Annotated in this window: 18 protein-coding genes; 8 read left to right on the top strand and 10 right to left on the bottom strand. The window is 68.9% G+C overall.

Annotated elements, in window-relative coordinates; translation table 11 throughout:
- Window positions 1-46 precede the first annotated feature (46 nt).
- Together EES48_RS10495 and EES48_RS10490 are read right to left on the bottom strand one after the other, a co-directional pair.
- Entirely contained in the window at window positions 47-658 is a 612-nt protein-coding gene (locus tag EES48_RS10495; protein ID WP_122466536.1) for a sigma-70 family RNA polymerase sigma factor, read from the bottom strand.
- The gene (locus tag EES48_RS10490) at window positions 655-864 is read right to left on the bottom strand and encodes a NepR family anti-sigma factor (RefSeq protein ID WP_122466534.1); all 210 of its coding nucleotides are present in this window, start codon (window positions 862-864) and stop codon (window positions 655-657) included. The genes EES48_RS10495 and EES48_RS10490 overlap by 4 nt, the downstream gene beginning before the upstream one ends.
- A gap of 201 nt (window positions 865-1,065) precedes the next feature.
- Between EES48_RS10490 and phyR the strand changes: the two genes are divergently transcribed.
- The 3 genes from phyR to hisS all read left to right on the top strand — a co-directional run bounded on the left by phyR (window position 1,066) and on the right by hisS (window position 4,700).
- Window positions 1,066-1,860: an anti-anti sigma factor/receiver protein PhyR gene (phyR, locus tag EES48_RS10485; protein ID WP_122466532.1), complete on the top strand. Its 795-nt coding sequence runs from the start codon at window positions 1,066-1,068 to the stop codon at window positions 1,858-1,860.
- Window positions 1,861-1,938: 78 nt separating this feature from the next.
- Window positions 1,939-3,186 carry a DUF418 domain-containing protein gene (locus EES48_RS10480; protein ID WP_122466530.1) on the top strand — a complete coding sequence of 416 codons (1,248 nt, stop codon included), beginning with the start codon at window positions 1,939-1,941 and terminating at the stop codon, window positions 3,184-3,186.
- Between the two features lie 44 nt (window positions 3,187-3,230).
- Window positions 3,231-4,700 (top strand): histidine--tRNA ligase, encoded by a 1,470-nt coding sequence (gene hisS / locus EES48_RS10475; protein ID WP_122466528.1) that lies wholly within the window; start codon window positions 3,231-3,233, stop codon window positions 4,698-4,700.
- A 279-nt stretch (window positions 4,701-4,979) separates the two neighbouring features.
- Here hisS and rpsU read toward each other — a convergent pair whose 3' ends face one another.
- On the bottom strand, window positions 4,980-5,216 hold the full coding sequence (gene rpsU / locus EES48_RS10470; protein ID WP_092312110.1) for a 30S ribosomal protein S21: 237 nt from the start codon (window positions 5,214-5,216) through the stop codon (window positions 4,980-4,982).
- 168 nt (window positions 5,217-5,384) lie between these two features.
- Here rpsU and EES48_RS10465 point away from each other — a divergent pair, with 168 nt between their 5' ends.
- From EES48_RS10465 to recF, 3 genes are read left to right on the top strand one after another with little or no spacing between them, the layout of a single operon-like run.
- Window positions 5,385-6,050 (top strand): COQ9 family protein, encoded by a 666-nt coding sequence (locus EES48_RS10465; RefSeq protein WP_122466526.1) that lies wholly within the window; start codon window positions 5,385-5,387, stop codon window positions 6,048-6,050.
- A gap of 6 nt (window positions 6,051-6,056) precedes the next feature.
- Entirely contained in the window at window positions 6,057-6,641 is a 585-nt protein-coding gene (locus EES48_RS10460) for an SOS response-associated peptidase (protein WP_122466523.1), read from the top strand.
- Window positions 6,638-7,771, top strand: a complete 1,134-nt coding sequence (recF, locus tag EES48_RS10455) for a DNA replication/repair protein RecF (protein ID WP_122466522.1) — start codon at window positions 6,638-6,640, stop codon at window positions 7,769-7,771. Before EES48_RS10460 ends, recF begins: the two co-directional genes overlap by 4 nt.
- A 225-nt stretch (window positions 7,772-7,996) precedes the next feature.
- On the opposite strand, the gene gcrA is transcribed toward recF, so the two are convergent.
- On the bottom strand, window positions 7,997-8,521 hold the full coding sequence (gene gcrA, locus EES48_RS10450) for a cell cycle sigma 70 cofactor GcrA (protein ID WP_122466520.1): 525 nt from the start codon (window positions 8,519-8,521) through the stop codon (window positions 7,997-7,999).
- Window positions 8,522-8,847: 326 nt separating this feature from the next.
- Between gcrA and EES48_RS10445 the strand changes: the two genes are divergently transcribed.
- Window positions 8,848-9,669 (top strand): ABC transporter permease, encoded by an 822-nt coding sequence (locus tag EES48_RS10445; protein WP_122466517.1) that lies wholly within the window; start codon window positions 8,848-8,850, stop codon window positions 9,667-9,669.
- A 369-nt stretch (window positions 9,670-10,038) separates the two neighbouring features.
- On the opposite strand, the gene EES48_RS10440 is transcribed toward EES48_RS10445, so the two are convergent.
- Entirely contained in the window at window positions 10,039-11,925 is a 1,887-nt protein-coding gene (locus EES48_RS10440; protein WP_122466515.1) for a ribonucleoside-diphosphate reductase subunit alpha, read from the bottom strand.
- A gap of 246 nt (window positions 11,926-12,171) precedes the next feature.
- On the opposite strand from EES48_RS10440, the gene EES48_RS10435 reads away from it, so the two are divergent.
- Entirely contained in the window at window positions 12,172-12,948 is a 777-nt protein-coding gene (locus tag EES48_RS10435) for a phosphatase PAP2 family protein (protein WP_122466512.1), read from the top strand.
- Here EES48_RS10435 and EES48_RS10430 read toward each other — a convergent pair.
- The 5 genes from EES48_RS10430 to EES48_RS10410 all read right to left on the bottom strand — a co-directional run bounded on the left by EES48_RS10430 (window position 12,945) and on the right by EES48_RS10410 (window position 20,253).
- The gene (locus EES48_RS10430; protein ID WP_122466509.1) at window positions 12,945-14,408 is read right to left on the bottom strand and encodes a tetratricopeptide repeat-containing sulfotransferase family protein; all 1,464 of its coding nucleotides are present in this window, start codon (window positions 14,406-14,408) and stop codon (window positions 12,945-12,947) included. The genes EES48_RS10435 and EES48_RS10430 overlap by 4 nt on opposite strands.
- Before the next feature lie 3 nt (window positions 14,409-14,411).
- Window positions 14,412-15,440: a phospholipase C/P1 nuclease family protein gene (locus EES48_RS10425; RefSeq protein WP_122466506.1), complete on the bottom strand. Its 1,029-nt coding sequence runs from the start codon at window positions 15,438-15,440 to the stop codon at window positions 14,412-14,414.
- A 42-nt stretch (window positions 15,441-15,482) separates the two neighbouring features.
- Window positions 15,483-16,298, bottom strand: coding sequence for a TIGR02186 family protein (locus tag EES48_RS10420; RefSeq protein WP_122466503.1), 816 nt, complete (start codon window positions 16,296-16,298; stop codon window positions 15,483-15,485).
- Entirely contained in the window at window positions 16,295-17,266 is a 972-nt protein-coding gene (locus tag EES48_RS10415) for a sulfite exporter TauE/SafE family protein (protein WP_122466501.1), read from the bottom strand. The genes EES48_RS10420 and EES48_RS10415 overlap by 4 nt, the downstream gene beginning before the upstream one ends.
- 137 nt (window positions 17,267-17,403) lie before the next feature.
- Window positions 17,404-20,253, bottom strand: a complete 2,850-nt coding sequence (locus tag EES48_RS10410) for an SEL1-like repeat protein (RefSeq protein WP_240623317.1) — start codon at window positions 20,251-20,253, stop codon at window positions 17,404-17,406.
- Window positions 20,254-20,314: the final 61 nt, after the last annotated feature.

Genomic DNA, 20,314 nt, shown 5'->3' with positions numbered 1-20,314 from the left:
CGGAAGCGGATGCCTTTGGGCGCCGACCGACGCCGGCCCAGCACCGTCAGCCTCCGCGCGGGCCGCTCAGCCGGTCCGCGTCCGCCAGGATGGAGCGCATGGCGTCGCCCGCCGCACGCCCGTCACGCTCATAGCCGCCCCGCTCAAGAACGCCGAGCAGAGCCCGGCGAGCCCGGCTGACCCGGCTCTTCACCGTGCCGACGGCGCAGTTGCAGATTTCCGCCGCCTCCTCATAGGCGAAGCCGCCCGCCCCCACGAGGATCAGCGCCTCGCGTTGCTCCTCCGGCAGGGTTGCCAGCGCCAGACGCAGCTCGTCCAGCGCTACCGGCGACTCCGGATCGTCTACGGCGACCAGCGTCCGCTCGGCAGCCTCCTGGTCGAGCTGCGACTGACGCCAGGAGCGGCGCTTTTCCGAATAAAACTGGTTGCGAAGGATCATGAAGGTCCAGGCCTTCATGTTGGTGCCCATCTGATAGCTGGCGCGGGCGTCCCAGGCCTTCATCATGGCGTCCTGCGCCAGATCGTCGGCGGCCGTCGGATCTCCAGCCAGGGTGCGAGCGAAGGCGCGCAGGTGCGGGATCAGGGCGACGAGTTGGGTCTTGAACGCCGCATCGTCGCTCGAGGGCGGCTTGGGGGCCGCGGTTCTGGACTGACTCATTCGCGCTCGCCGCCGCCGTTGACAGGCTTGGAGGATGGGCCGGCATTGCGCAGGATGTCGAGGAATTCGTCGGGCACAGGCTCGTTGATCACCTGATCGAACATGTGGCGCAGCTTGACCCCTATGGCCTGTTGGCGAAGGCGAGCTTCTTCCAGGTCCGCGCCTGACGCCGTGGGCGTCTTCGCGGAGTCTGAGGGTTGAGTCATGGTTTGGGCTGTTCCCGACTGTACGTCGTTGACCGACGTTGACGTGAGTGTTGGCTTAAGCCGCAACCAAACGCGGCGCCAAGGGTCGGGTTCCCGATTTAGCGCGCCAAAGTTGGGGTCTTGCGGAACCGTTGCCGCGAGCCGACGTTTCGGCTCCTTAGCGAAGGCTTCTACCTTAGCCTTTACCTATCGGGGATATCCATGAGTCTTCTGGCCAGGCTGGCGCCGCACCTGCCCTATGTGCGTCGTTACGCTCGTGCGCTTACCGGCGATCAGGGCACTGGCGACAACTATGTGCGCGTCGCGTTGGAAGCTCTCGCCGCGGGAGAGCGGCAGCTTCCCGCCACCATGACGCCGCGCGTCGCGCTCTATCATGTGTTTCACGCCATCTGGGTGTCGACCGGCGCCCAGCTGGAGGACGGCAGCGGTCTGGAGGCGAGCGACGATCCGTCTCAGCGGCTGATGCGCATCGCGCCGCGCTCGCGGCAGGCTTTTCTGCTGACCGCGCTGGAGGGCTTCACGCCGTCCGAAGCCGCCCAGATCCTGGACGCCGATGTCCACTCGATCGAACAGCTGATCGCCTCGGCCCAGCGCGAGATCGACGCCGAACTGGCCACCGATGTGCTGATCATCGAGGACGAGCCGATCATTTCGGCCGATATCGAAAGCCTGGTCCGCGATTTGGGCCATCGGGTCACCTCCGTCGCCACCACCCACGACGAGGCGGTCGACGCCGTCTCGCGCCAGAAGCCGGGCCTGGTCCTGGCCGACATCCAGCTGGCCGACGGCTCGTCGGGCATCGACGCGGTCAAGGACATCTTGAAGAGCGTGGACGTGCCGGTGATCTTCATCACGGCCTTCCCGGAACGGCTGCTGACCGGCGAGCGGCCGGAGCCGACCTTCCTGATCACCAAGCCGTTCCAGCCGGAAACCGTGAAGGCGGCGATCAGCCAGGCGCTGTTCTTCCACCCCAGCCGGGCCAAACAGGCCGCGTGACCCATCCCAAGCGGTGAAGGCGCTTGCCGCGTCTTCACCGCTCGGCCACTCTCCCCTCCGCTTTCAGGGGGCGAGCACATGAGTGAAGCGGGAACCACAACCTCGATCGGCGGATCGGTTGGGCCGGTCCAGACCAAGGACCGCATCTTCAATCTGGACATGCTGCGCGGTTTCGCCGTGCTGGGCATCCTGGCCGTCAACGCGGTCACCTTCGCCTGGCCGGTCGAAGTGATGATGTCCGAGGCGCCCCCGCCGGTCGATCTGGGTCAGGCGGATTGGGTCGGCTTCTGGGCCGTCGACGTCTTCTTCTCCGACAAGATGCGCACCCTGTTCACCCTTCTGTTCGGGGTGTCGGTGTTTCTCGTGGGCGGCGAGACTCGCGATCGCGATCGGGGGTCGGTGCTGACAAGGCGATTGCTGTGGCTGGGCCTGTTCGGCCTGCTGCACGGCATGATCTGGTACGGCGATATCCTGCTGCACTATGCCTATTGCGGTCTGCTGTTCATGCTGTGTCGGTCGTGGTCGGCGAAGCGGCTGCTGAGTTGGGGCGGCGGGCTGACCCTGCTCTGGGGCGTGATCGCGACGCTCGGCTATCTGGCGATCGCCAACGCCCCCGCTGAGCTGGCCGAGCAGATGCGGGCCGGACAACCCGCCAGTGATCCAGAGAGCATCGCCGCCGTGATTCAGGCCTATGGCACTGGCGCATTCGGCTGGTTCACCCAGAATGTCGCCGACTGGGCGATGTTCCAGCTGGCGTTTAGCCCCTTCCTGATCCCGATCACCGTGCCTCTGATGATGCTGGGTCTTGGCCTCTACAAGATCGGCTTCTTCTCCGGAAAGGCGCCGATGGCGCTCTATCTCGCCTTGCTCGTTCTCGGCGGCCTCAACCTCGCGGCCTTCGCCGTGTTCCGTTGGCAGGACATCATGGCGGGGCCTGAGGTCGATCCGACCCGGGGCCTGGCGGCGGCCATGGGCGGGCTCGCCCCGCTGATCAGCCTGTTCTACGCCTCGGCCCTGATCCTGCTGACGCGGTATGGCCTCAAGCCGGTGCTGGGCCTGCTGGCGCCCGTCGGACGGATGGCCTTCACCAACTATCTGACCCAGACCCTGATCATGGCCAGCCTCTACTATCTGCCCTGGGGTCCGTTCTGGTTCGGGCAGCAGGGGCCGGCGGCGATCTGGATGTCGGTCGGGGCCATCTGGCTGCTGCAGATCGTGTGGTCGCCGCTATGGCTGTCGCGCTTCACCATGGGGCCGTTCGAATGGCTGTGGCGGCGGGTGACCTACAAGGGCCCCGTGCCGCTGAGGCGTGTCGCGGTCGCCTGAGCCGCCGCCTTGTCGCGGGCACGGCGATCCCCTAGGTCGGCGCCATGACCGACAGCGCCCCCATCCGCCCCGAGGCCCGCGCCCCGCGAGGCTTCGCCGACCGGCGCGGCCGCGACCTGATGGCCGAGCGCCGCATCGTCGAAGCCGTGGCGCCCGTCTATGAGCGCTGGGGCTTCGAACCACTGGAGACGCCGGCTTTCGAATACGCCGACGCGCTCGGCAAATTCCTGCCCGACGCCGACAGGCCCAACGCCGGCGTCTTCGCCCTTCAGGACGACGACGAGCAGTGGATGGCGCTGCGCTATGACCTGACGGCGCCCCTGGCCCGCTATGCCGCCGAAAACTGGGAGACGCTGCCCAAACCCTTCCGACGCTATGCCTTCGGCCCCGTTTGGCGCAATGAAAAGCCGGGTCCTGGGCGTTTCCGCCAGTTCGTTCAGTGCGATGCCGACACCGTGGGGTCCGATCGGCCCGAGGCCGACGCCGAGATCATCGCCATGGCGGCGGAGGGCCTCGCGGCCGCAGGCCTCGAGCCCGGCCAGGCGATCGTGCGGGTTTCCAGCCGTCAGCTGGTCAATGGGGTGTTGGAGGCGGCGGGTGTCTCCGACCCGAGCCAGACCCTCGCGGTGCTGCGCGCCGTCGACAAGCTGGACCGGCTGGGACTGGAGGGCGTGCGTCTGCTGCTGGGTGAGGGCCGACTGGACGAGTCCGGCGACTTCACCAAGGGCGCGGGACTGTCCGCCCCGGGAGCGCAGGCGGTGCTCGATTTCCTGGCGGTGGGTGCCGAGGGCGGGGACGATGTCCTGGGCGCGCTCGACGCCGTGGTCGGGGCGACCGCCTCGGGCCGCGCCGGGCTGGAGAGCCTGATGCGCATCCAGTCGGCGCTGAAGGCCATGGGCGTGGGCCCCGACCGCGCCGTGATCGATCCCTCGATCGTGCGCGGGCTGGAGTATTACACCGGCGCCGTGTTCGAGGCCGAACTGACCCTCCCTGTAACCGACGACAAGGGCCGGCCGGTCCGCTTCGGGTCGATCGGAGGCGGCGGGCGCTATGACGATCTGGTGGCCCGCTTCACTGGCGAGCGCGTGCCGGCCACCGGCTTTTCCTTCGGCGTGTCGCGCCTCGCGGCGGCGCTGGCGGCCTCGGGTCGGACAGCTTCCGTCGCGCGCGGGCCGGTTGTGGTGATCGCCTTTTCCGAGGATGACATGGCCCACTATTTCGCGGCGGCGGCCGAGCTGCGCGCCGCGGGCGTGCCGGCCGAGGTCTATCTGGGCCGAGCCGGAATGAAGGCCCAGATGAAATACGCCGACCGTCGTGACGCCCCCGCGGTGATCCTGCTGGGCGGCGACGAGATCGCGGCGGGCCAGGTGACGATCAAGGATCTGGACGCCGGGCGGGCCGCGGCTCAGGGCCTGTCCGACAACGCCGCCTGGAAGGCCGAGCGGCCGGGTCAGGTCACCGTTTCGCGCGATCAGATGGCTGGCCTAATTCGCGCCATCCTCTCTGCAGGTTAACGCCGATCACCTTGAATCCGGTGCCTTTTCGCCACGGGACCGATCTTGACTTGGACCGGATTGTGACGTTTTGTCCCCCCACGTGAGGCGCGCGCGTTCCTGAAGGGTCGCCGTCCGTCTCGCAGGCGTTTCGGGGAGGAAACGCCGCTCGAAGAGAGCGAGAAAGCCCGCCGAGGTCAGACCTCGGCGGGCTTTTTGCTGTCTGGCCGGCCGGCTCGCGGACATGAAAAAGGCCGCTCCGGAGAGCGGCCTCTTCAGAACCGTTCGAAACGCGCGGTGTTACCGGCCGGGACGCGGCTTGGGCGCGGGCAGCAGGCCTTCGCGCTGGGCGCGCTTGCGAGCCAGCTTGCGGGCGCGGCGCACGGCCTCGGCCTTCTGGCGAGCGCGCTTCTCCGAGGGCTTCTCGTAATGCACGTGGCGCTTCATTTCACGGAAGCTGCCTTCGCGCTGCATCTTCTTTTTCAGGGCCTTGAGGGCCTGATCGACGTTGTTGTCGCGGACGAAAATCTGAACCAGGTGAAACTCTCCTTTGGCCGCCCGCCGCGTCCTGTGAGGGAGACGGGCAGACAAATGATCTAGGCAAATCGAACGGTTTCCGTCGGACAGGGCCCGCGGATGAGGGCGCGCTGATACACGACGAGGCCCGGCCTGTCCAGCCGAAGGGCCGCGTTCTATAAGGACGTCATGACCGAGCCAAGCCCCGGCGCCGAGGCCCCCGACTGGGCCGACCAGATGGAACAGAGCGTGCTCGACGCGGCGATCGCGCGCGCCGATGAGCTGGGCTGGAACAGCCGCCTGGTGCGAGCCGCCTGCGCCGCCGAGGGATTGTCGCTGGGCGATCAGGAACTGCTGCTGCCGAACGGGCCGCGCGACTTGGCCGCGCTGCTGTCGCGCCGTCATGACGCCCGGACGATGGCGGCTTTGGGCGAGATCGACGCCGGGTCTCTGAAAATTCGCGAGCGCATCGCGCATGCCGTGTCGGCGCGGATGGAGGCTGGCGCCGAGACCTTACCGGCCACGCGGCGTTGCGCTGGCTTTCTCGGCCTGCCGCCCAACGCCGACCTGGGCCTGTCGCTGGCGTGGGAGACGGCGGACAATCTGTGGCGTTGGGCCGGAGACACCGCCACCGACTGGAACCACTATTCCAAACGCGTCATCCTGTCGGGCATCCTGATCCCGGCCCTGACAATGCGCTGGTTCGACGGGCGCGAGCCGGCCGAAGCCTTCGTGGCGCGGCGCATCGATAACGTCATGGCCTTCGAAAAATGGAAGGCGGGCAAGGACTTCCATGCTCCGGGCCGCAAGCTGACCGAGGCGCTGGCGCGCATGCGCTATGGCCAGCGGGTCTGACCGCCGATGTGCGCCTCCTATGAGGCCCGGTTTTCGGTCAAGGAACTGGTCGACGCCTTCGCCGCCGCAGACGCCGCGCTGAAGCTGACGCGGGGCCTGCCCAATCTGGAGCCGCGCGAGCGGGTGCGGCCGACCGACCCAGCCCCGGCGATCCGGGTCGGCGACGACGGCCAGCCCGACCTGTTCGACATGCGTTTCGGCTTTCCGCCGCCGCGCCCCAAGGCCGGACCCGTGATCAATTTCCGAAGCGAGGGCCGGACCCTGCGCAACGGCGACAACGGCGGCCGCTGTCTGGTCCCGGTGTCCGGCTTCTACGAATTCACCGGCGACACATACCCCAAGACACGCTGGATCTTCCGCGATCCCGAGCGTCCGTTTCTGGCGCTGGCCGGCGTCTGGCGCCGGACGGACTGGGGGGAGGCCTTCTCTCTGCTGACCGCAGAGCCGGGGCCGGACGTGGCGCCCTATCACTCGCGCGGCGTGCTCCCGCTCCAGCCGGACCTGTGGGCGGACTGGCTGCACGACCGGCGACCGGCCCGGGATATCCTCTCTCCGCCGCCCGCCGGCGCCCTGGTTGTCGCCCGCGCGTGATCGTCTCCATCGCCCTGACCGATTTCCGCTCCTATGCGGCCGCCCGACTAGATCTGGCCGAAGGGATCACCGTGCTGCATGGCCCAAACGGCGCGGGCAAGACCAATGGGCTGGAGGCGATCAGCCTGCTCAGCCCCGGCCGGGGGTTGCGCGGAGCGACGACCGCTGAGCTGGGCCGTCGCGAGCCGGGCGAGGCGCGCGGCCGGCCGTGGGCGGTCAGCGCCGTGCTGGCCGAGATCGACGACGAGGTACGCATCGGTACAGGCGTTCAGGGCGCCGGGTCATCCCGCCGGATCGTGCGCATCGACGGCGAGCCTGCCCCCCCCGGCCGCATGCTGGATCACCTGCGACCGCTGTGGGCCACGCCGGAGCACGACCGCCTGTTCGCCGGGCCGCGCGCGGAGCGCTTACGCTTCTTCGACCGGCTGGTGTTCGCCGCCGATCCGGACCACGCCGCCCACGTCGCCGCCTATGAGAAGGCGCTGAAGGAGCGGCTGCGACTGCTCACCGAGGGGGCGGAGGGGCGCCCGGCCGATCCCCTGTGGCTCGACGCGCTGGAGGATCGGCTGGCCGCGGCGGGATCGCGCGCGGTGCTCGGTCGCGCCGCCGCCCTGACCGCGCTGCAGTCCGGCATCGACGCGCGGGGCGATCGACCCTTTCCGCAGGCTTCCCTGGCGCTTTCGGGCGACGCGGAGGAACGGGGGCTGGCTGGAAAGGGCGATGAGCCGGCTCTGGTCGCCTTCCTGCGCGAAGGCTTCTCGCGGGCCCGGAGCCGCGACGCCGCCGCCGGACGCTCGCTGTTCGGGCCGCATCGGGCCGACCTGACAGCGATCCATCGCGAGAAGAACCGCCCCGCCGCCGAGGGGTCCTCCGGGGAGCAGAAGGCGCTGGTGCTGAACCTGATCCTGGCCCAGGTCGGGCGGCTCAAGGACGAGTCGGCCCGGCCCATCCTGCTGCTGGACGAAGCGGCGGCCCACCTCGACGCCAACCGGCGCGCGGCGCTCTATGACGAGATCGAGGCGCTTGGGCTGCAGGCTGTGCTGACCGGAGCGGAGCGGGATTTCTTCGCTACGCTGGAGGGCCGGGCCCGCTTCGTGGCGGTGTCGCCCGACGGCTTCGTCGCCGATTGAGGTGAAGTCGGGTGGGGGGCTGCGTCAACCCGGAGAACCGCAGCCCCGCCCCCAAAGCCGACCACCAGCGGAGCGGGGTCGGTTCGGACGGGCGCCCCTCTCGGGGACATTCTTGGCGACCTTATGGCCGCGACGTTCAAGCAGCGAACGACCGCATCGTGAGCGGTAGCGTCAGGTTGGAGCCGCTCAAGCAGTGAGCGACCGCGTCGCGAGCGCTAGCGCCCCTTAGATGTATCGGCGCAGGGAGCGGGCCAGCTCTGTGCCGCCGTCCTTGCCGCCCTTTCGCGTCTGGGGCTGGTAGGCGACCTTGGCGTGCTCGACGCAGTAGACGCCTTCCGAGGCGCGGCGGCCGCAGAAAGAGAAGCCCGAGGACGACGGGTCGCCGATCGGCCATTTGCACATGTGGGCGCCCAGGGTGAGGACGGTCGCGGTGCCCTCCAGCTCCGGCATCGGCGCGGGAGCCGCGACCGGTTCGGGCCGGGGCTCCGCGGCCTCGATGCGGCGCGGAGCGCTGGGCGCGCGCGTCGGCTGGGCGGCGGGCTTGGGCCGCTGGGTGCGGAAGGTGGTGGCGGTGCGGGTCGGCTGCGACGGGGCCGCGCGGCCCGAAAGGCCCAGGCGGTGCACCTTGCCGATCACGGCGTTGCGGGTGACGCCGCCGCCCAGAGCCTTGGCGATCTGGCTGGCCGACTGGCCCTCCAGCCACAGCTTCTTGAGGGCGCCGACCCGTTCCTCGGTCCAGCTCTGCGTCATGACTGCCTCCCACCGCCAGGATTCAATATCTTGATCCGGAGCGCCTCGATCAGCGCCTCGACCACAACCAATCGTAACCGAGGCATTAATGAGCGCAATATGTGGCGCCTGATCCGTCCACAACAAACCAGATATTGAATCAATCTGGGACAGGGGCGGGGCGGGCCTAGACTGACGTCCGGCCGACAAAAAAGGAGTCCAATGAGTCCAGGTTGGCAGGCGATTGTCTTTTTTATCAGACGTGTAGCGGTGTCCAAAAGTGGACTCCTAGAGTCCAATCGCCCGCCGGGCTTGCGGGCGCCGGTGCGACCGCGCATTTCGGGGCCATGAGCGATCTGATCTCGACCCGGCCCGCCGGTCTGCCGACACCCCGCGCCTATGGCGGGGTCAACTGGATCGGGGTCTGGACCCTGTACAAGCGCGAGGTCCGACGTTTCCTGAAGGTGGGCGCCCAGACGGTGGCGGCGCCGGTGGTCACCACCCTGTTGTATATGATGGTGTTCGTGGTCGCGATGTCGACTTCGCGGCCGCCGCTGCACGGCACGCCCTTCGCCGAGTTCGTGGCCCCGGGCCTGGTGATGATGGCCATCCTGAACAACGCCTTCGCCAACGCCTCCTCCAGTCTGATCCAGGCCAAGATCATGGGCACGGCGACGGATTTCCTGACTCCGCCGCTGAGCCCGCTGGAGCTGACCATCGGCTTTTCCCTGGGCGCGGCGACGCGCGGCATCCTGGTCGGGCTGGTGACGGCTGTGTGCGTCCTGCCGTTCGCGCGGCTGGGGCTGGCGAACCTCGGCCTGATCCTGTGGTTCGGGATCACGGCCTCGCTGCTGATGGGTCTGGTCGGGGTCCTGGCCGGCTTGTGGTCCGAGAAGTTCGACCAGCTGGCGGCGGTGCAGAACTTCCTGGTCATGCCGCTGACCTTCCTGTCGGGCACCTTCTATCTGGTCGAGAGGCTGCCGGAGCCTTTCGCCACCATCAGCCACTGGAACCCGATGTTCTATCTGATCGACGGCTTCCGCGCCGGCTTCATCGGCCAGGCCGAGGGCAGCCTGGCGATCGGGATCGTGGTCAGCGGCGTGCTGACCGTGGCCCTGGCCGTAATCTGCTGGCTGGTGTTCCGGTCAGGGTGGCGGCTGAAGAGCTAACTAACCGATGGGGCTGTGGTTAGAAACTTCGCGTCAGCCTATTGACCCAGAATCCAGCGCGCTTCAGCTTAGAAAAAGGAAGGGGCCGCTCCCTTAGGAACGACCCCTACCCAGCTTCTGCCGACTGCTTTGCGGCTGCGCCCCCTACCCACCATGCCCGGTGAGTAGGGGCCTCCGGACGAATCTCGTCCCGCAGACTGATTCAGCGCAGATGGGTTCTTGGTGGTCAATGCCGAACCTCGGCCGCCCCACGCATGTCATCCACATATTCCGGCGAGGCCGGTGGAAATCGTTCTCGATCTGCGCTCAAGCAGCGAGCGAGCGCGTCGCTCGCGTTAGCGCCCAAACATCAGTGAGCCGCGGCGCGGCTCACTGACAAGCCAGACATTCCTCGTAGTCGGTCTTGGCGGCCGCGAAGAGATCCGGCTGGTTGAGGTCGGGCTCGGCCTTGTCCTCGGCGCCGGCGAAGGACGCCCGCTGCACCGACTTGGAGCGCAGGTAGTAGAGCGACTTGATGCCCCGCTCCCACGCCTGCCAGTGCAGCATGTGCAGGTCCCACTTGTTGACGTCGCCGGGGATGAACAGGTTGATCGACTGGGCCTGGCAGATTTCCGGCGAGCGGTCGGCGGCCAGTTCGACGATCCAGCGCTGGTCCAGTTCGAAGGCGGTCTTGAACACGCCCTTCTCGTCCTCGGTCAGGGCGTCGAGATGGGCGACAGAGCCCTCGTTCTCGAGGATGGTCGACCACACCGCGTCGGTGTTCAGCCCCTTGGTCTCGAGCAGGTCTTCCAGATAGGGGTTCTTGACCGCGAAGGAGCCGGACAAGGTCTTGTGGGTGTAGATGTTGGCCGGGATCGGCTCGATGCCCGCCGAGGTCCCGCCGCAGATGATCGAGATCGAGGCCGTGGGGGCGATGGCCAGCTTGTGGCTGAACCGCTCCATGACACCGCGCTCCTTGGCGTCCTCGCAGGGGCCCTTCTCCTCGGCCAGCAGGCGGCTGGCCTTGTCGGCCTCGCGACGCAGGTGCTTGAACAGCCGCATGTTCCACGACTTGGCCATGGCGCTCTCGAAGGCCACGCCCTGGGCCTGGAGGAAGGAGTGGAAGCCCATCAGGCCCAGGCCCACCGAACGTTCGCGGCGCGCGGAATAGACGGCCGCCTTCATTTCCGGCGGGGCGCGGCGGATGAAGTCCTCCAGCACATTGTCGAGGAAGCGCATGACGTCCTCGATGAACTGCGGCTCTTCGCGCCACTCCAGGAAGGTCTCGGCGTTGACCGACGACAGGCAGCAGACGGCGGTGCGGTCGATGCCAAGGTGGTCGCGGCCGGTGTGGAGCATGATCTCCGAGCACAGGTTCGACTGTTTGACCGACAGGCCCAGATCGCGCTGATGCTGCGGCATCAGGCGGTTCACCGTGTCGGAGAAGATCAGATAGGGCTCCCCGGTCTGCAGGCGGATCTCGAGGATCTTCTGCCACAGGCTGCGGGCGTCGACGGTCTTCATCACCTCGCCGGACTTGGGCGACTTCAGGTCGAAGGTCGCGCCGTCTCGCACCGCCTCCATGAAGGCGTCGGTGATGTTGATGCCGTGATGCAGGTTCAGCGACTTCCTGTTGAAGTCGCCCGAGGGTTTGCGGATTTCGAGGAACTCCTCGATCTCCGGGTGATGGACGTCGAGATAGACGGCGGCCGAACCACGACGCAGCGAGCCTTGCGAGATCGCCAGGGTCAGGGAATCCATCACGCGGATGAAGGGGATGATCCCCGAGGTCTGGCCCGCGCCCTTGACCTTCTCGCCGATGGAGCGGACGCCGCCCCAATAGGTGCCGATACCGCCGCCGTTGGAGGCCAGGGCGACGTTCTCGTTCCAGACGCTCTGAATGCCGTCCAGCGAATCGCCCACGGCGTTGAGGAAGCAGCTGATCGGCAGGCCGCGATCGGCGCCGCCATTCGACAGCACCGGCGTGGCCGGCATGAACCACAGACGGCTCATATAGTCATAGACGCGCTGGGCGTGGTCGGCGTCGTCGGCGAAGGCCGTGGCGACGCGAGCGAACATGTCCTGGTAGCTCTCGCCCGCCAGCAGGTAGCGATCCTCCAGCGTCTTCTTGCCGAACTCGGTCAGCAGGGCGTCGCGCGAGCGATCGACCTCGACCTTGCGCACCAGCGACAGGGCCGGACGTTCACCCGTGGGGGCCTGGGCGAGACCGCCCTCGATCACCCCGAATTCCGCCTTCAACGCTTCTCCAGCCGCCATTTCGCGCTCCAAGCCCCTGAACAATCTCGACGATCCCCGAGGATCGAACACTAAATCTGGTGTGTCCGCATCCCTGCCCGCCCACATATGGGGCGCAGATGGCTAACGACCCGTCAACGGCTTGACGGCCCGGATTCCGATGATTCGTCGGGACAACCCCGTCAGGCCTGTGCAAATCCGGTTACGGACGGCGGATCACGAACGCGTGATCGGAACGGGAGACAAGCGGCGCCGTTAGTCGGAGCCATGCCAACCAAAGCCGAACTTCGCGACGACGCCATGACGGCCCTGAAGCGCTCCGTGGCGTTCGCGCGCGCCGAGCTGGCGGCCTTGGCGGCCCTGGCGGTGGTCGCTCTGGGGCTGATGGCTTTCGTCGAACTGGCCGACGACATGACCGAGGCCGACGGCCAGGCCTTTGATCAGACCGTGCTGATGGCCATGCGCCCCTTCGCCGACGACCCGCACCGCGCCTGGGGGCCCTGGTGGCTGGAAGAGGCGGCGGCCGACCTCACCTCCCTGGGCGGCATTTCGGTGCTGACCCTGTTCGCGGTGATGGTGATCGGCTTTCTATGGTTTCAGCGCAAATGGCTGTCGTCGGTCCTGCTGCTGGCCGGACTGGCCGGAGGTGTGGCGCTGAGCGAGGGGACCAAGGCCCTGTTCGAGCGCGAGCGGCCGCCGGAAATCTATCAGGCGGTGGAAACCATCAACGCCAGCTTCCCCTCGGGCCACGCCCTGCTGTCGACGGTCTTCTATCTGTCGATCGGGGTGATGCTGACCCGCGCCTTTCCGCGCCGGCGGTTCAAGACCTATGTGCTGGGCTGCGCCATCCTGATCGCCCTGCTGGTCGGGGTGACGCGGGTCTATCTCGGCGCCCACTGGGCCACCGACGTGCTGGCGGGATGGAGCCTGGGCGCCGCCTGGGCCATGGCGCTGTGGCTGGTGGCCTGGGCCGTGCAGCGGCTGCAGAGGCGCCATGCGACAGGCCTCCAGGACGCGCCCGATCCGGTGGAGCCGAGCGCCTAGTCGCCCAGCGCCAACACGTCGGGCGGCAGGCGGTCGGCGTAGCGGCGCCAGCGGCCGGAGCTGCGGGTATAGAGCGGCTCTCGCACCTGCCAGACGCTGGCGGTGCGCACGGCGCCCGGACGATCGGCGAAATCCAGCACCTCGGCCCGCCAGCTCAGACCGGCGAAGGTCAGGAGACGGCGGGTGTGGGTCTCGGGATCGCGAACCAGAGCGTCGTAATCGAGCACCAGGATGTCGTCGGGCCAGAGGCGCCGCCAGTGGGCGATCAGCCGGTCGATCTGCCGCACCCAATGGGCCATGGCTTCGAGGGTCAGCGCCTGGGATGCGGCAGGGCCGAGCTGGAGCATCCAGTTGGACAGCACGACGTCTCGCGGATCGCGGCGGGTCAGCACGATGCGGGCGGCGGGGAACAGCCGCTTGGCGAGGCCCAGGCGAAGAACGTTGTCGGGCCGCTTGTCGATCAGGAGGCCCGGGCCAGGACGCGTGCGCGCGACCTCGGCGCGATAGGTCGAGGCCGCCTCGACAATGCGGCCCTGCGGCGCGCGCGCGGCCGCGACCGGCCCGCCCAGCTGGTGTTCGAGGGCCGGGAGCGTGTCCAGTTCGCCCCCGGGCGTGACCTGCGGATGGCCGGCGAGAAGGCGCTCCGCCAGGGTCGAGCCGGAGCGGAAGTGACCGCAGATGAACAGCGGCGCTGGGCTCGCGTCCGCCGGATCAGCGGACGGAGCGGGTTTGGCGTATACGGCGATCAGGTCGTCGATCAGCCGCTCGGCGACCGAGGGGTCGTAGCGGACGCCCCACCCCAGGGCCTGGGCGTGATTGGCGCGGGCGTAGGCATCGAAGGCGGCGTCGTAGGCGCCGACGGAATCGAGCGCGCGACCGAGGGCGAACTCTAGATCGGCGCGGTTCTCCGGATCGAGACGTGCGTCGGCGCGCCGGGCCGTCATGCGGGCGATCAGGGCATCGTCGGGAGCGTCGAAGCGCGTGACGCCGGCGAGACGCGCGAGGCCGAGAGGATGATCGGGAGCGATGAGCAGCGCCTGCTCATAGGCCAGGCGGGCCGCGTCGCGCTCGCCACGGTCCTCATGAAGATTGCCGAGATTGAGCCAGGCCGGAAGGTAGTCGGAATCGAGCGCCACGGCTCGTTCGAGTTCGGCCAGGGCGGCGTCGGGTTGATCGAGATCCTCGCTGAGGATCACCGCGCGATTCAAATGGACCTCGGCCGGCCCGGAGACGCCGTGGATCAGCGCCTGGGCGTAGGCGTCGAGCGCCGCCTCGAAGCGGCGGGCGCGGCGGCGGCAGAGCGCCAGATTGAACCAACTGTCGGCCAGGCCCGGATCGGCGGCCAGCACCTCTTCATAGGCGGCGCAGGCCTCAACCCAGCGACCCGCCTGTCTCAGCGCCGAGGCCTCGGCCAGCCGGCGCGCGAGGTCGCCGGGCGCGAACGGCGAGCCCGGCGGCACGGCTCAGTCCTCCCCGATCATCGCCAGCCAGGGATCGGCGGATCCCGCCTCAACCTCGGCCACCTTGACCGCCGGCCAGCCAACCGACACCTCGGCCGAGGCGCGCCAGGCCAGGATGGTCAGATCACGGAGCTCGGCCGCGCCGGCCGCCAGCCGCTCGGTGGCGAAGGCCGCGCCTCGGGGATCGTCGTCACGAAAGCCGCCGCTCTTCTCCAGCCGGTAGAAGGGCGTGACCTGACCGAGCGTGGCCAGGAGGTAGTCGGCGGTCCGGGCGCGGAGGTCGAAGCCCTCCAGGCGCGATGCAGGCATGGCCGCCTCGATGGCGTCCAGGCGCTGGGTCCGCTGGACGAAGGCGCCCTCGAACATGCCGTGGGTCTGGCGCGAGGTGGTGAAGCCCTCCGGGTTCGGCGTATCCCGGTCCCAGCCATTGTAGTGGATGGTGGTGTGGTGCGGCTGGGCGGCGTCGCCGACATAATGGCTGAGCACCCCGAGGTCGCGCAGGGTCAGGGCTTCGCGGCGCTTCAGGTCTTCCCGGTACCAGGCGGCCCGTTCAGGATCGGTTTCGCGCGCGGCGGCGGCGTTCAGGACGCGGATATAGGCGAAGTCGCGCACCAGCTGCTGCCAGGCGTCCATGATGGCGTAGGGCAGATAACCGGCGGCGTTGACGTCGGTGCCGGCCTGGATCAGCGCCGCGTCATATTGCCATTTCAGCTCTGGCAGCTCGCGAATATGCGGCCCGGCCGCGACCATGACCCGGCCGTCGTCGGTCATGTCGACGAAGTGGGCCGTGTCGCGCTCGCGGTCGTGCGGCTGACCGGCGCCCTTCCAGCGATCCGGTTCGCGCGACAGTTCGCCGACTTCGGCGGCCGCCTGGGGCGTGCGCACAAAAGCGGGAAGCTCGTCCGGCAGGGACCGGACGGCGGCGGCGCCAACCAGTCGGTGGCCGGTCGAGCCCCAGGACAGAGCGTGGACGGCCGGGAACAGGACGACCGCGGACACGGCGGCGGCGAGGATCAGATGGGCGCGCTTCATGACGTCCGCGATAGCCCAGCCGCGCGCTCGCCTCCAGAGGCCTCAGCGTCGCTTGAACACTCTCGATGCGCCCAGGCCGGTGGCCGAGGCCAGCATCACGCACAGGATACCGTAAAGCCAGGGACGCTGGTGCGCGAAGTCGTAGATGGCGCGCTCGAACCCGACCTTTTCGACGCGCAGGGTGAGGTTGGAGACGCCCACCGGCTCGCCCTCCTGAAAGACCCAGACCTCGGCGTGGTAGCGGCCGGTCGGCGCCGTGGTCGGCAGTTCCAGCTCGGCGCGGAACAGGCCGCGGTCGACGAAGGTCACGCCGTCGTCGTCGCTGGAATAGAGGTTGGCGGTCTGTTTCAGCCGGATCACGGCGCGCCGCCAGTCGAGGTAATCCTCGCCCAGACGGCTGATGACCACGTCGCGCACGCCGTAACGGGTGACGCTGCGCGCCTCCGCCGGGGCGTCGATCTGGAGGTGGTCCACGCCGACGCCCAGACGACGCAGGGAGCCGAAATCGGCGACATCGCTCAGCGGCCGGGTCGAGGCCGTCATGTAGAAGCCGGGCGCGCCCTCGAACAGCACCGGACGACTGTTCAGCCAGACGCCCAGCACGCGCTGCTTGCGGATAAGACGCACCGGCTGGTCGGGGCCGCGCACAACGACCACGACGTCGGCGGGGGCGTCGGTCGGATTGAACACCGCCCCATAGATGATCATCGAGGCGCCGGAAAAGCCGGTGTCGATCCGGACCTCGGCGTCGGTCAGGGCGGCGGCGACCCGCACCTCCCGCTCGGTCGCGGCCGACCGCTCGGGCGCTTCCGACACAGCGGCAGGCGGATCGGGAGGCGGCGGGACGGCGGGGATCATCGCACGTCCTCATCGTCCGGGACGGCGACTTCGGCGATGGGCTCGGGCTGATCGACGCCCGGGGCCAGCTGGAACATCTCATCCGGGCGCACGAACAGCTCCAGCCCCATCTGGATTCCGACCAGCAGCACCAGCAGCCCCAGGACCGCCCGCAGCTCCTCGGCGCGGAAGCGGCCCGACAGCTTGGCGCCGTACTGGGCTCCGATCACTCCGCCGACTAGCAGCAGGGTCGACAGCACGATGTCGACCGTCTGGTTGCGGCCGGCCTGCAGCACGGTGGTGACGCCGGTCGTGATAATGATCTGCAGCAGGCTGGTGCCGACCACCACCGAGGCCTTCATGCGCAGCACATAGAGCATGGCCGGCACCAGGATGAAGCCGCCGCCCACACCCATGATGGCCGACAGGATGCCCACGCAGACGCCGAGGCCCAGCGGCGGAATGGCAGAGATATAGAGGCCCGAGCGCGGGAACCGCATGCGCCATGGCAGGCCGTACAGCCACATCGGCCGGCGCTGGGTCCGGGGCGGATTGGGCAGGCCCTGTCGCCGACGGATGATCTGACCCAAAGACTCGTTCAGCATCAGGGCCCCGATGGTCCCCAGCAGCAGTAGATACGCCACCGCGACCACCAGGTCGGCCTGGCCCAGGAGGCGCAGGTAACGGAAGATCTCGACGCCGACGAAGGCGCCGGCGACCCCGCCGATCGCCATGACCCCACCCATCTTGTAGTCGACCGCCTTCTGGGCGCCGTAGCTGACCACGCCGGAGGTGGAGGAGGCGACGACGTGGCTGGCCTGGCTGGCGACCGCCACGGTCGGCGGAATGCCCATGAACACCAGCACCGGGGCCATCAGGAAGCCGCCGCCGATGCCGAAAAGGCCCGAGATGAAGCCCACCGCCGCGCCCAACAGGATCAACAGCGGCGCGTTCACCGAAACCTCGGCGATCGGCAGGTAGATGTCCAAAGGGCGGGCCTTCGGCTGGAGGATGGACCGGATGTCGTCGGCCGGAGAGAGGGAGGCCGACGAACTTCACGAACCCGTGTCTTATCGAGGCGCCGAAACGATGACCACCCGTCGGCTGGCGTTTGGCTTCCCGCAGATCAGCCGGCGGCGACGAAGCTCTGGGCGGCCTGTTCGATTTCGGAGCGGCGCGCGGCCGGCAGGGCGGCGGCGATGCGCTCGGCTTCGGCCCGGGCCTCCAGGTCGCCCGACTGCCCGGCGATGAGATACCAACGCAGCGCCTCTGCCGGATCGCGCGCCACGCCTTCGGCGCCGTCGGCATAGAGCTTGGCCAGGTTGAACTGGCTGTCGGTCAGGCCGCGCTCAGCCGCCTGCCGGAACCAGCTGGCCGCCTCCGCCTGATCAACGGCGCCCCCCTGCCCCGCGTAGAGCATCAGCGCAAGATTATGCATGGCGCGCTCCGAACCGTTCTCGGCCGCGCGCTGGCTCCAGATCCGCGCCTCGGCCGGGTCGACGGTCACGCCCTGATCGCCGGTTTCGTACAGGCGCGCCAGGTGCAGCTGCGCCGGGGCGTAGCCCAGTTCGGCGGCGCGGGTCAGGGCCGTCACGGCGCCCGGCTCTCCGGCGTCCAGCGCCGTCAGGGCGGCCTGATAGGCGCGCTCACCTTCGCTCGGGGCCGCGGGCGCGTCGGTCGGCACGGTCAGACTGGCGGCGATCAGATCGGGCTCGCCGCCGCTGGAGGGCAGCAGCGGACTTTCGGTCAGGCGCATATAGCCATAGACGCCGCCGGTGAGGGCCACGGCGGTGACCGAGGCCAGGAACGCTTTCTTGACCGTGCCGCCGTCCTTGCGGGCCTGGCGATCCAGCCTCAGCTGAAGCTTGCTCTTGCCGCCTTTGCGCAGCAGGCCGCCGGTCGTGGCCGGCTGTTCAGGCTCCGGCGCGGTCATGGCGGCGCGGGCCGCGGCGATGGTGGACTGGGTCGAGGCGGCGCGTTCGCGACGGGCCTGGCGCGGATCGACGAAGTCGTGCTCGCCGTGATCCTCGTGCCCATCGGGATCGAGATGATCAGCCGGCGGCGCGGTGGCGGCGAAGACGTCCGACACATCGGCGCCGCCGAAGGCGTCGAGATCGTCGCCGTTCAGTGACGGCTCCTCGACGCGCTCGACCGGCGGTGTCGCCGGCTCGGCCGGGGTTGGGGCCGCCATGGCGGCCACGGCTTCGGGCGCGAGACTGGCGAAGCCGAAGGGCGCGTCCAGCGCCGCGGGCGTCTCGGGGCCGGCGGCGGGCGCCGGCTCCGGAGCGGCGGCCTTGGGCGCCTGCGCCTCCAGATCGTCGATTAGCGGATCATCCGACCAACCGCCGGCCGGGGTGCTGTCGCTCGACTCGAAGGTTTCGCCGGGGAAGGCCGCGACACGCCAGTCGGGCGACGGGTCAGCGGCGGGCGGCGGGCTCACGGGCTCGGCGCGACGCTCCATAGCCTCGCGCGCCTCGGCAAGGAGCCTGGCCGTGCGCTCCTCGCTCTGCCGCATGCGATCCGCGAGGTCTCCGGATGCGCGGGCATACAGCTGGTCGTTCTTCTCGGCCGACGTGGCGAGGCGCTCGGTGATGTCCTCGATCGCCGAGGCCGACCTGCGCTCGGATTGGGCGATGCGCTCGCCGAGACGTTCCGAGATGCGGGCGATCTCGCCACCCAGTTTCTCGAGGGCCAGCACCTGCTGATCGCCGGCGCGGGTCAGGCGCTGGTCGACCGCTTCCGCGAGACGTCGGGCATCGGCGTCCTGACGGCGGCCGGCGGCGGCGATCTCGCCGTCCACGCGGTCCGAAAGGGTCTTCAGGTCGGTGTCCAGCCGTTCGCCAAGGTTTTCGACGGCGCGGGCGAATTTGCGGGTGACTCCTTCCCCGGCGTCGCGCATCTCGTCTCGGATACGGGTGCCGACCTCGGCGTCGGCCTGTTTCAGCCGCTGATCCAGATTCTCGGCGATCCGGACGATCTCGCGGCCCATAGCCTCGACCGCCTGGGCCGAGCGGCGTTCGGAAGCCGCCAGCTGGTCGGTCAGGCCCGAGACCGCGCGCTCGATGCGGTCCAGGCGGTTCTCCGTCGCGGCCACATCCAGCCGACGGAACATCTCTTCGCGGTTCTGTTCGACCTGACGCGTCAGGCTCTCGGCCAGCTTCTCGAACCGCGCCGCCTCGCGGGCGCCGTCGGGCTCGATTCGGCCCTCGGCCGCCTTCAGTCGCTGGTCCAGCTGGGCGAAGGATTGCTCCAGGCCCCTGAGGGCATCTGACGTGCGCGACTGGGCGGCGTCGAGCCGAGCGCTGACCTGGGCGCCGACCTTTTCCAGAATGTCCTGCCCCGCCTCGGGGCGGGCCTTGGCCGCCTGGGATTCGACCTGATCGACACGCTGACGGATTTCGCCCAGCGCCAGGCGCTGGCGCTCCTCGATGTCGTAGAGGCGGCCCGTGACCGAGCCGATGGCGGTCTCGACCTTCTTGAAACCGGCCTCGGTCTCGGGCCCGACCCGGTCCTCCATCTGGCGCAGGCGACGGTGGCCCGCGCGCAGTTCGTCGGCGATCTCGTCCAGCCGCGCCTTCTGCTCCGTCGCGGCCTCCTCCTCGCCGTCCAGGCGACGGACGATGCCGGTGACGGCCTGATCGACGCCGGCGATGGCCAGGGTCGAGCGGTGCTCGGCGCCCTCCAGCCGGGCGGCGAGGGCGTCCAATTGGGCGGTCAGGCGGTGATAGGCGTCCTCACGCTCGTCGTTCAGGCGCGGATAGGCGTCATCGAGCCTGCGCGAACGGCCCCGGCGCTCGTGACCCGGATCCATCGCGCCACGACGCGGCAGCGGGATGACCTCATCGTCGCCGTCCTCGAGAATGACCTGATTCAGCCAGTCGCCCAAGGTCATGCCGGAGCGACGAGCCAGGTCCTTGGCGATCTCGCGCGCCTTGGGATCGATTCCCTTGACGCTCCAAGGCGACGCTGCGCTCACCGATTCGCCTCCCGACCCATGGCGTGGACGCTAGCGGTCCAAATCTGGGGTGTAAACACGT

It is taken from the genome of Brevundimonas lutea (assembly GCF_003704105.1).
Classification (GTDB): domain Bacteria; phylum Pseudomonadota; class Alphaproteobacteria; order Caulobacterales; family Caulobacteraceae; genus Brevundimonas; species Brevundimonas lutea.
The sequence above is the reverse complement of the archived record's forward strand: the minus strand, read 5'-3'. Positions and strand labels throughout refer to the sequence as shown.

Bases quoted from the DNA above. Each gene is read 5' to 3' on its own strand.
- EES48_RS10495 (WP_122466536.1), bottom strand. From the start codon at position 658: ATGAGTCAGTCCAGAACCGCGGCCCCCAAGCCGCCCTCGAGCGACGAT.
- EES48_RS10490 (WP_122466534.1), bottom strand. From the start codon at position 864: ATGACTCAACCCTCAGACTCCGCGAAGACGCCCACGGCGTCAGGCGCG.
- phyR (WP_122466532.1), top strand. From the start codon at position 1,066: ATGAGTCTTCTGGCCAGGCTGGCGCCGCACCTGCCCTATGTGCGTCGT.
- EES48_RS10480 (WP_122466530.1), top strand. From the start codon at position 1,939: ATGAGTGAAGCGGGAACCACAACCTCGATCGGCGGATCGGTTGGGCCG.
- hisS (WP_122466528.1), top strand. From the start codon at position 3,231: ATGACCGACAGCGCCCCCATCCGCCCCGAGGCCCGCGCCCCGCGAGGC.
- EES48_RS10465 (WP_122466526.1), top strand. From the start codon at position 5,385: ATGACCGAGCCAAGCCCCGGCGCCGAGGCCCCCGACTGGGCCGACCAG.
- EES48_RS10460 (WP_122466523.1), top strand. From the start codon at position 6,057: ATGTGCGCCTCCTATGAGGCCCGGTTTTCGGTCAAGGAACTGGTCGAC.
- gcrA (WP_122466520.1), bottom strand. From the start codon at position 8,521: ATGACGCAGAGCTGGACCGAGGAACGGGTCGGCGCCCTCAAGAAGCTG.
- EES48_RS10445 (WP_122466517.1), top strand. From the start codon at position 8,848: ATGAGCGATCTGATCTCGACCCGGCCCGCCGGTCTGCCGACACCCCGC.
- EES48_RS10440 (WP_122466515.1), bottom strand. From the start codon at position 11,925: ATGGCGGCTGGAGAAGCGTTGAAGGCGGAATTCGGGGTGATCGAGGGC.
- EES48_RS10435 (WP_122466512.1), top strand. From the start codon at position 12,172: ATGCCAACCAAAGCCGAACTTCGCGACGACGCCATGACGGCCCTGAAG.
- EES48_RS10425 (WP_122466506.1), bottom strand. From the start codon at position 15,440: ATGAAGCGCGCCCATCTGATCCTCGCCGCCGCCGTGTCCGCGGTCGTC.
- EES48_RS10420 (WP_122466503.1), bottom strand. From the start codon at position 16,298: ATGATCCCCGCCGTCCCGCCGCCTCCCGATCCGCCTGCCGCTGTGTCG.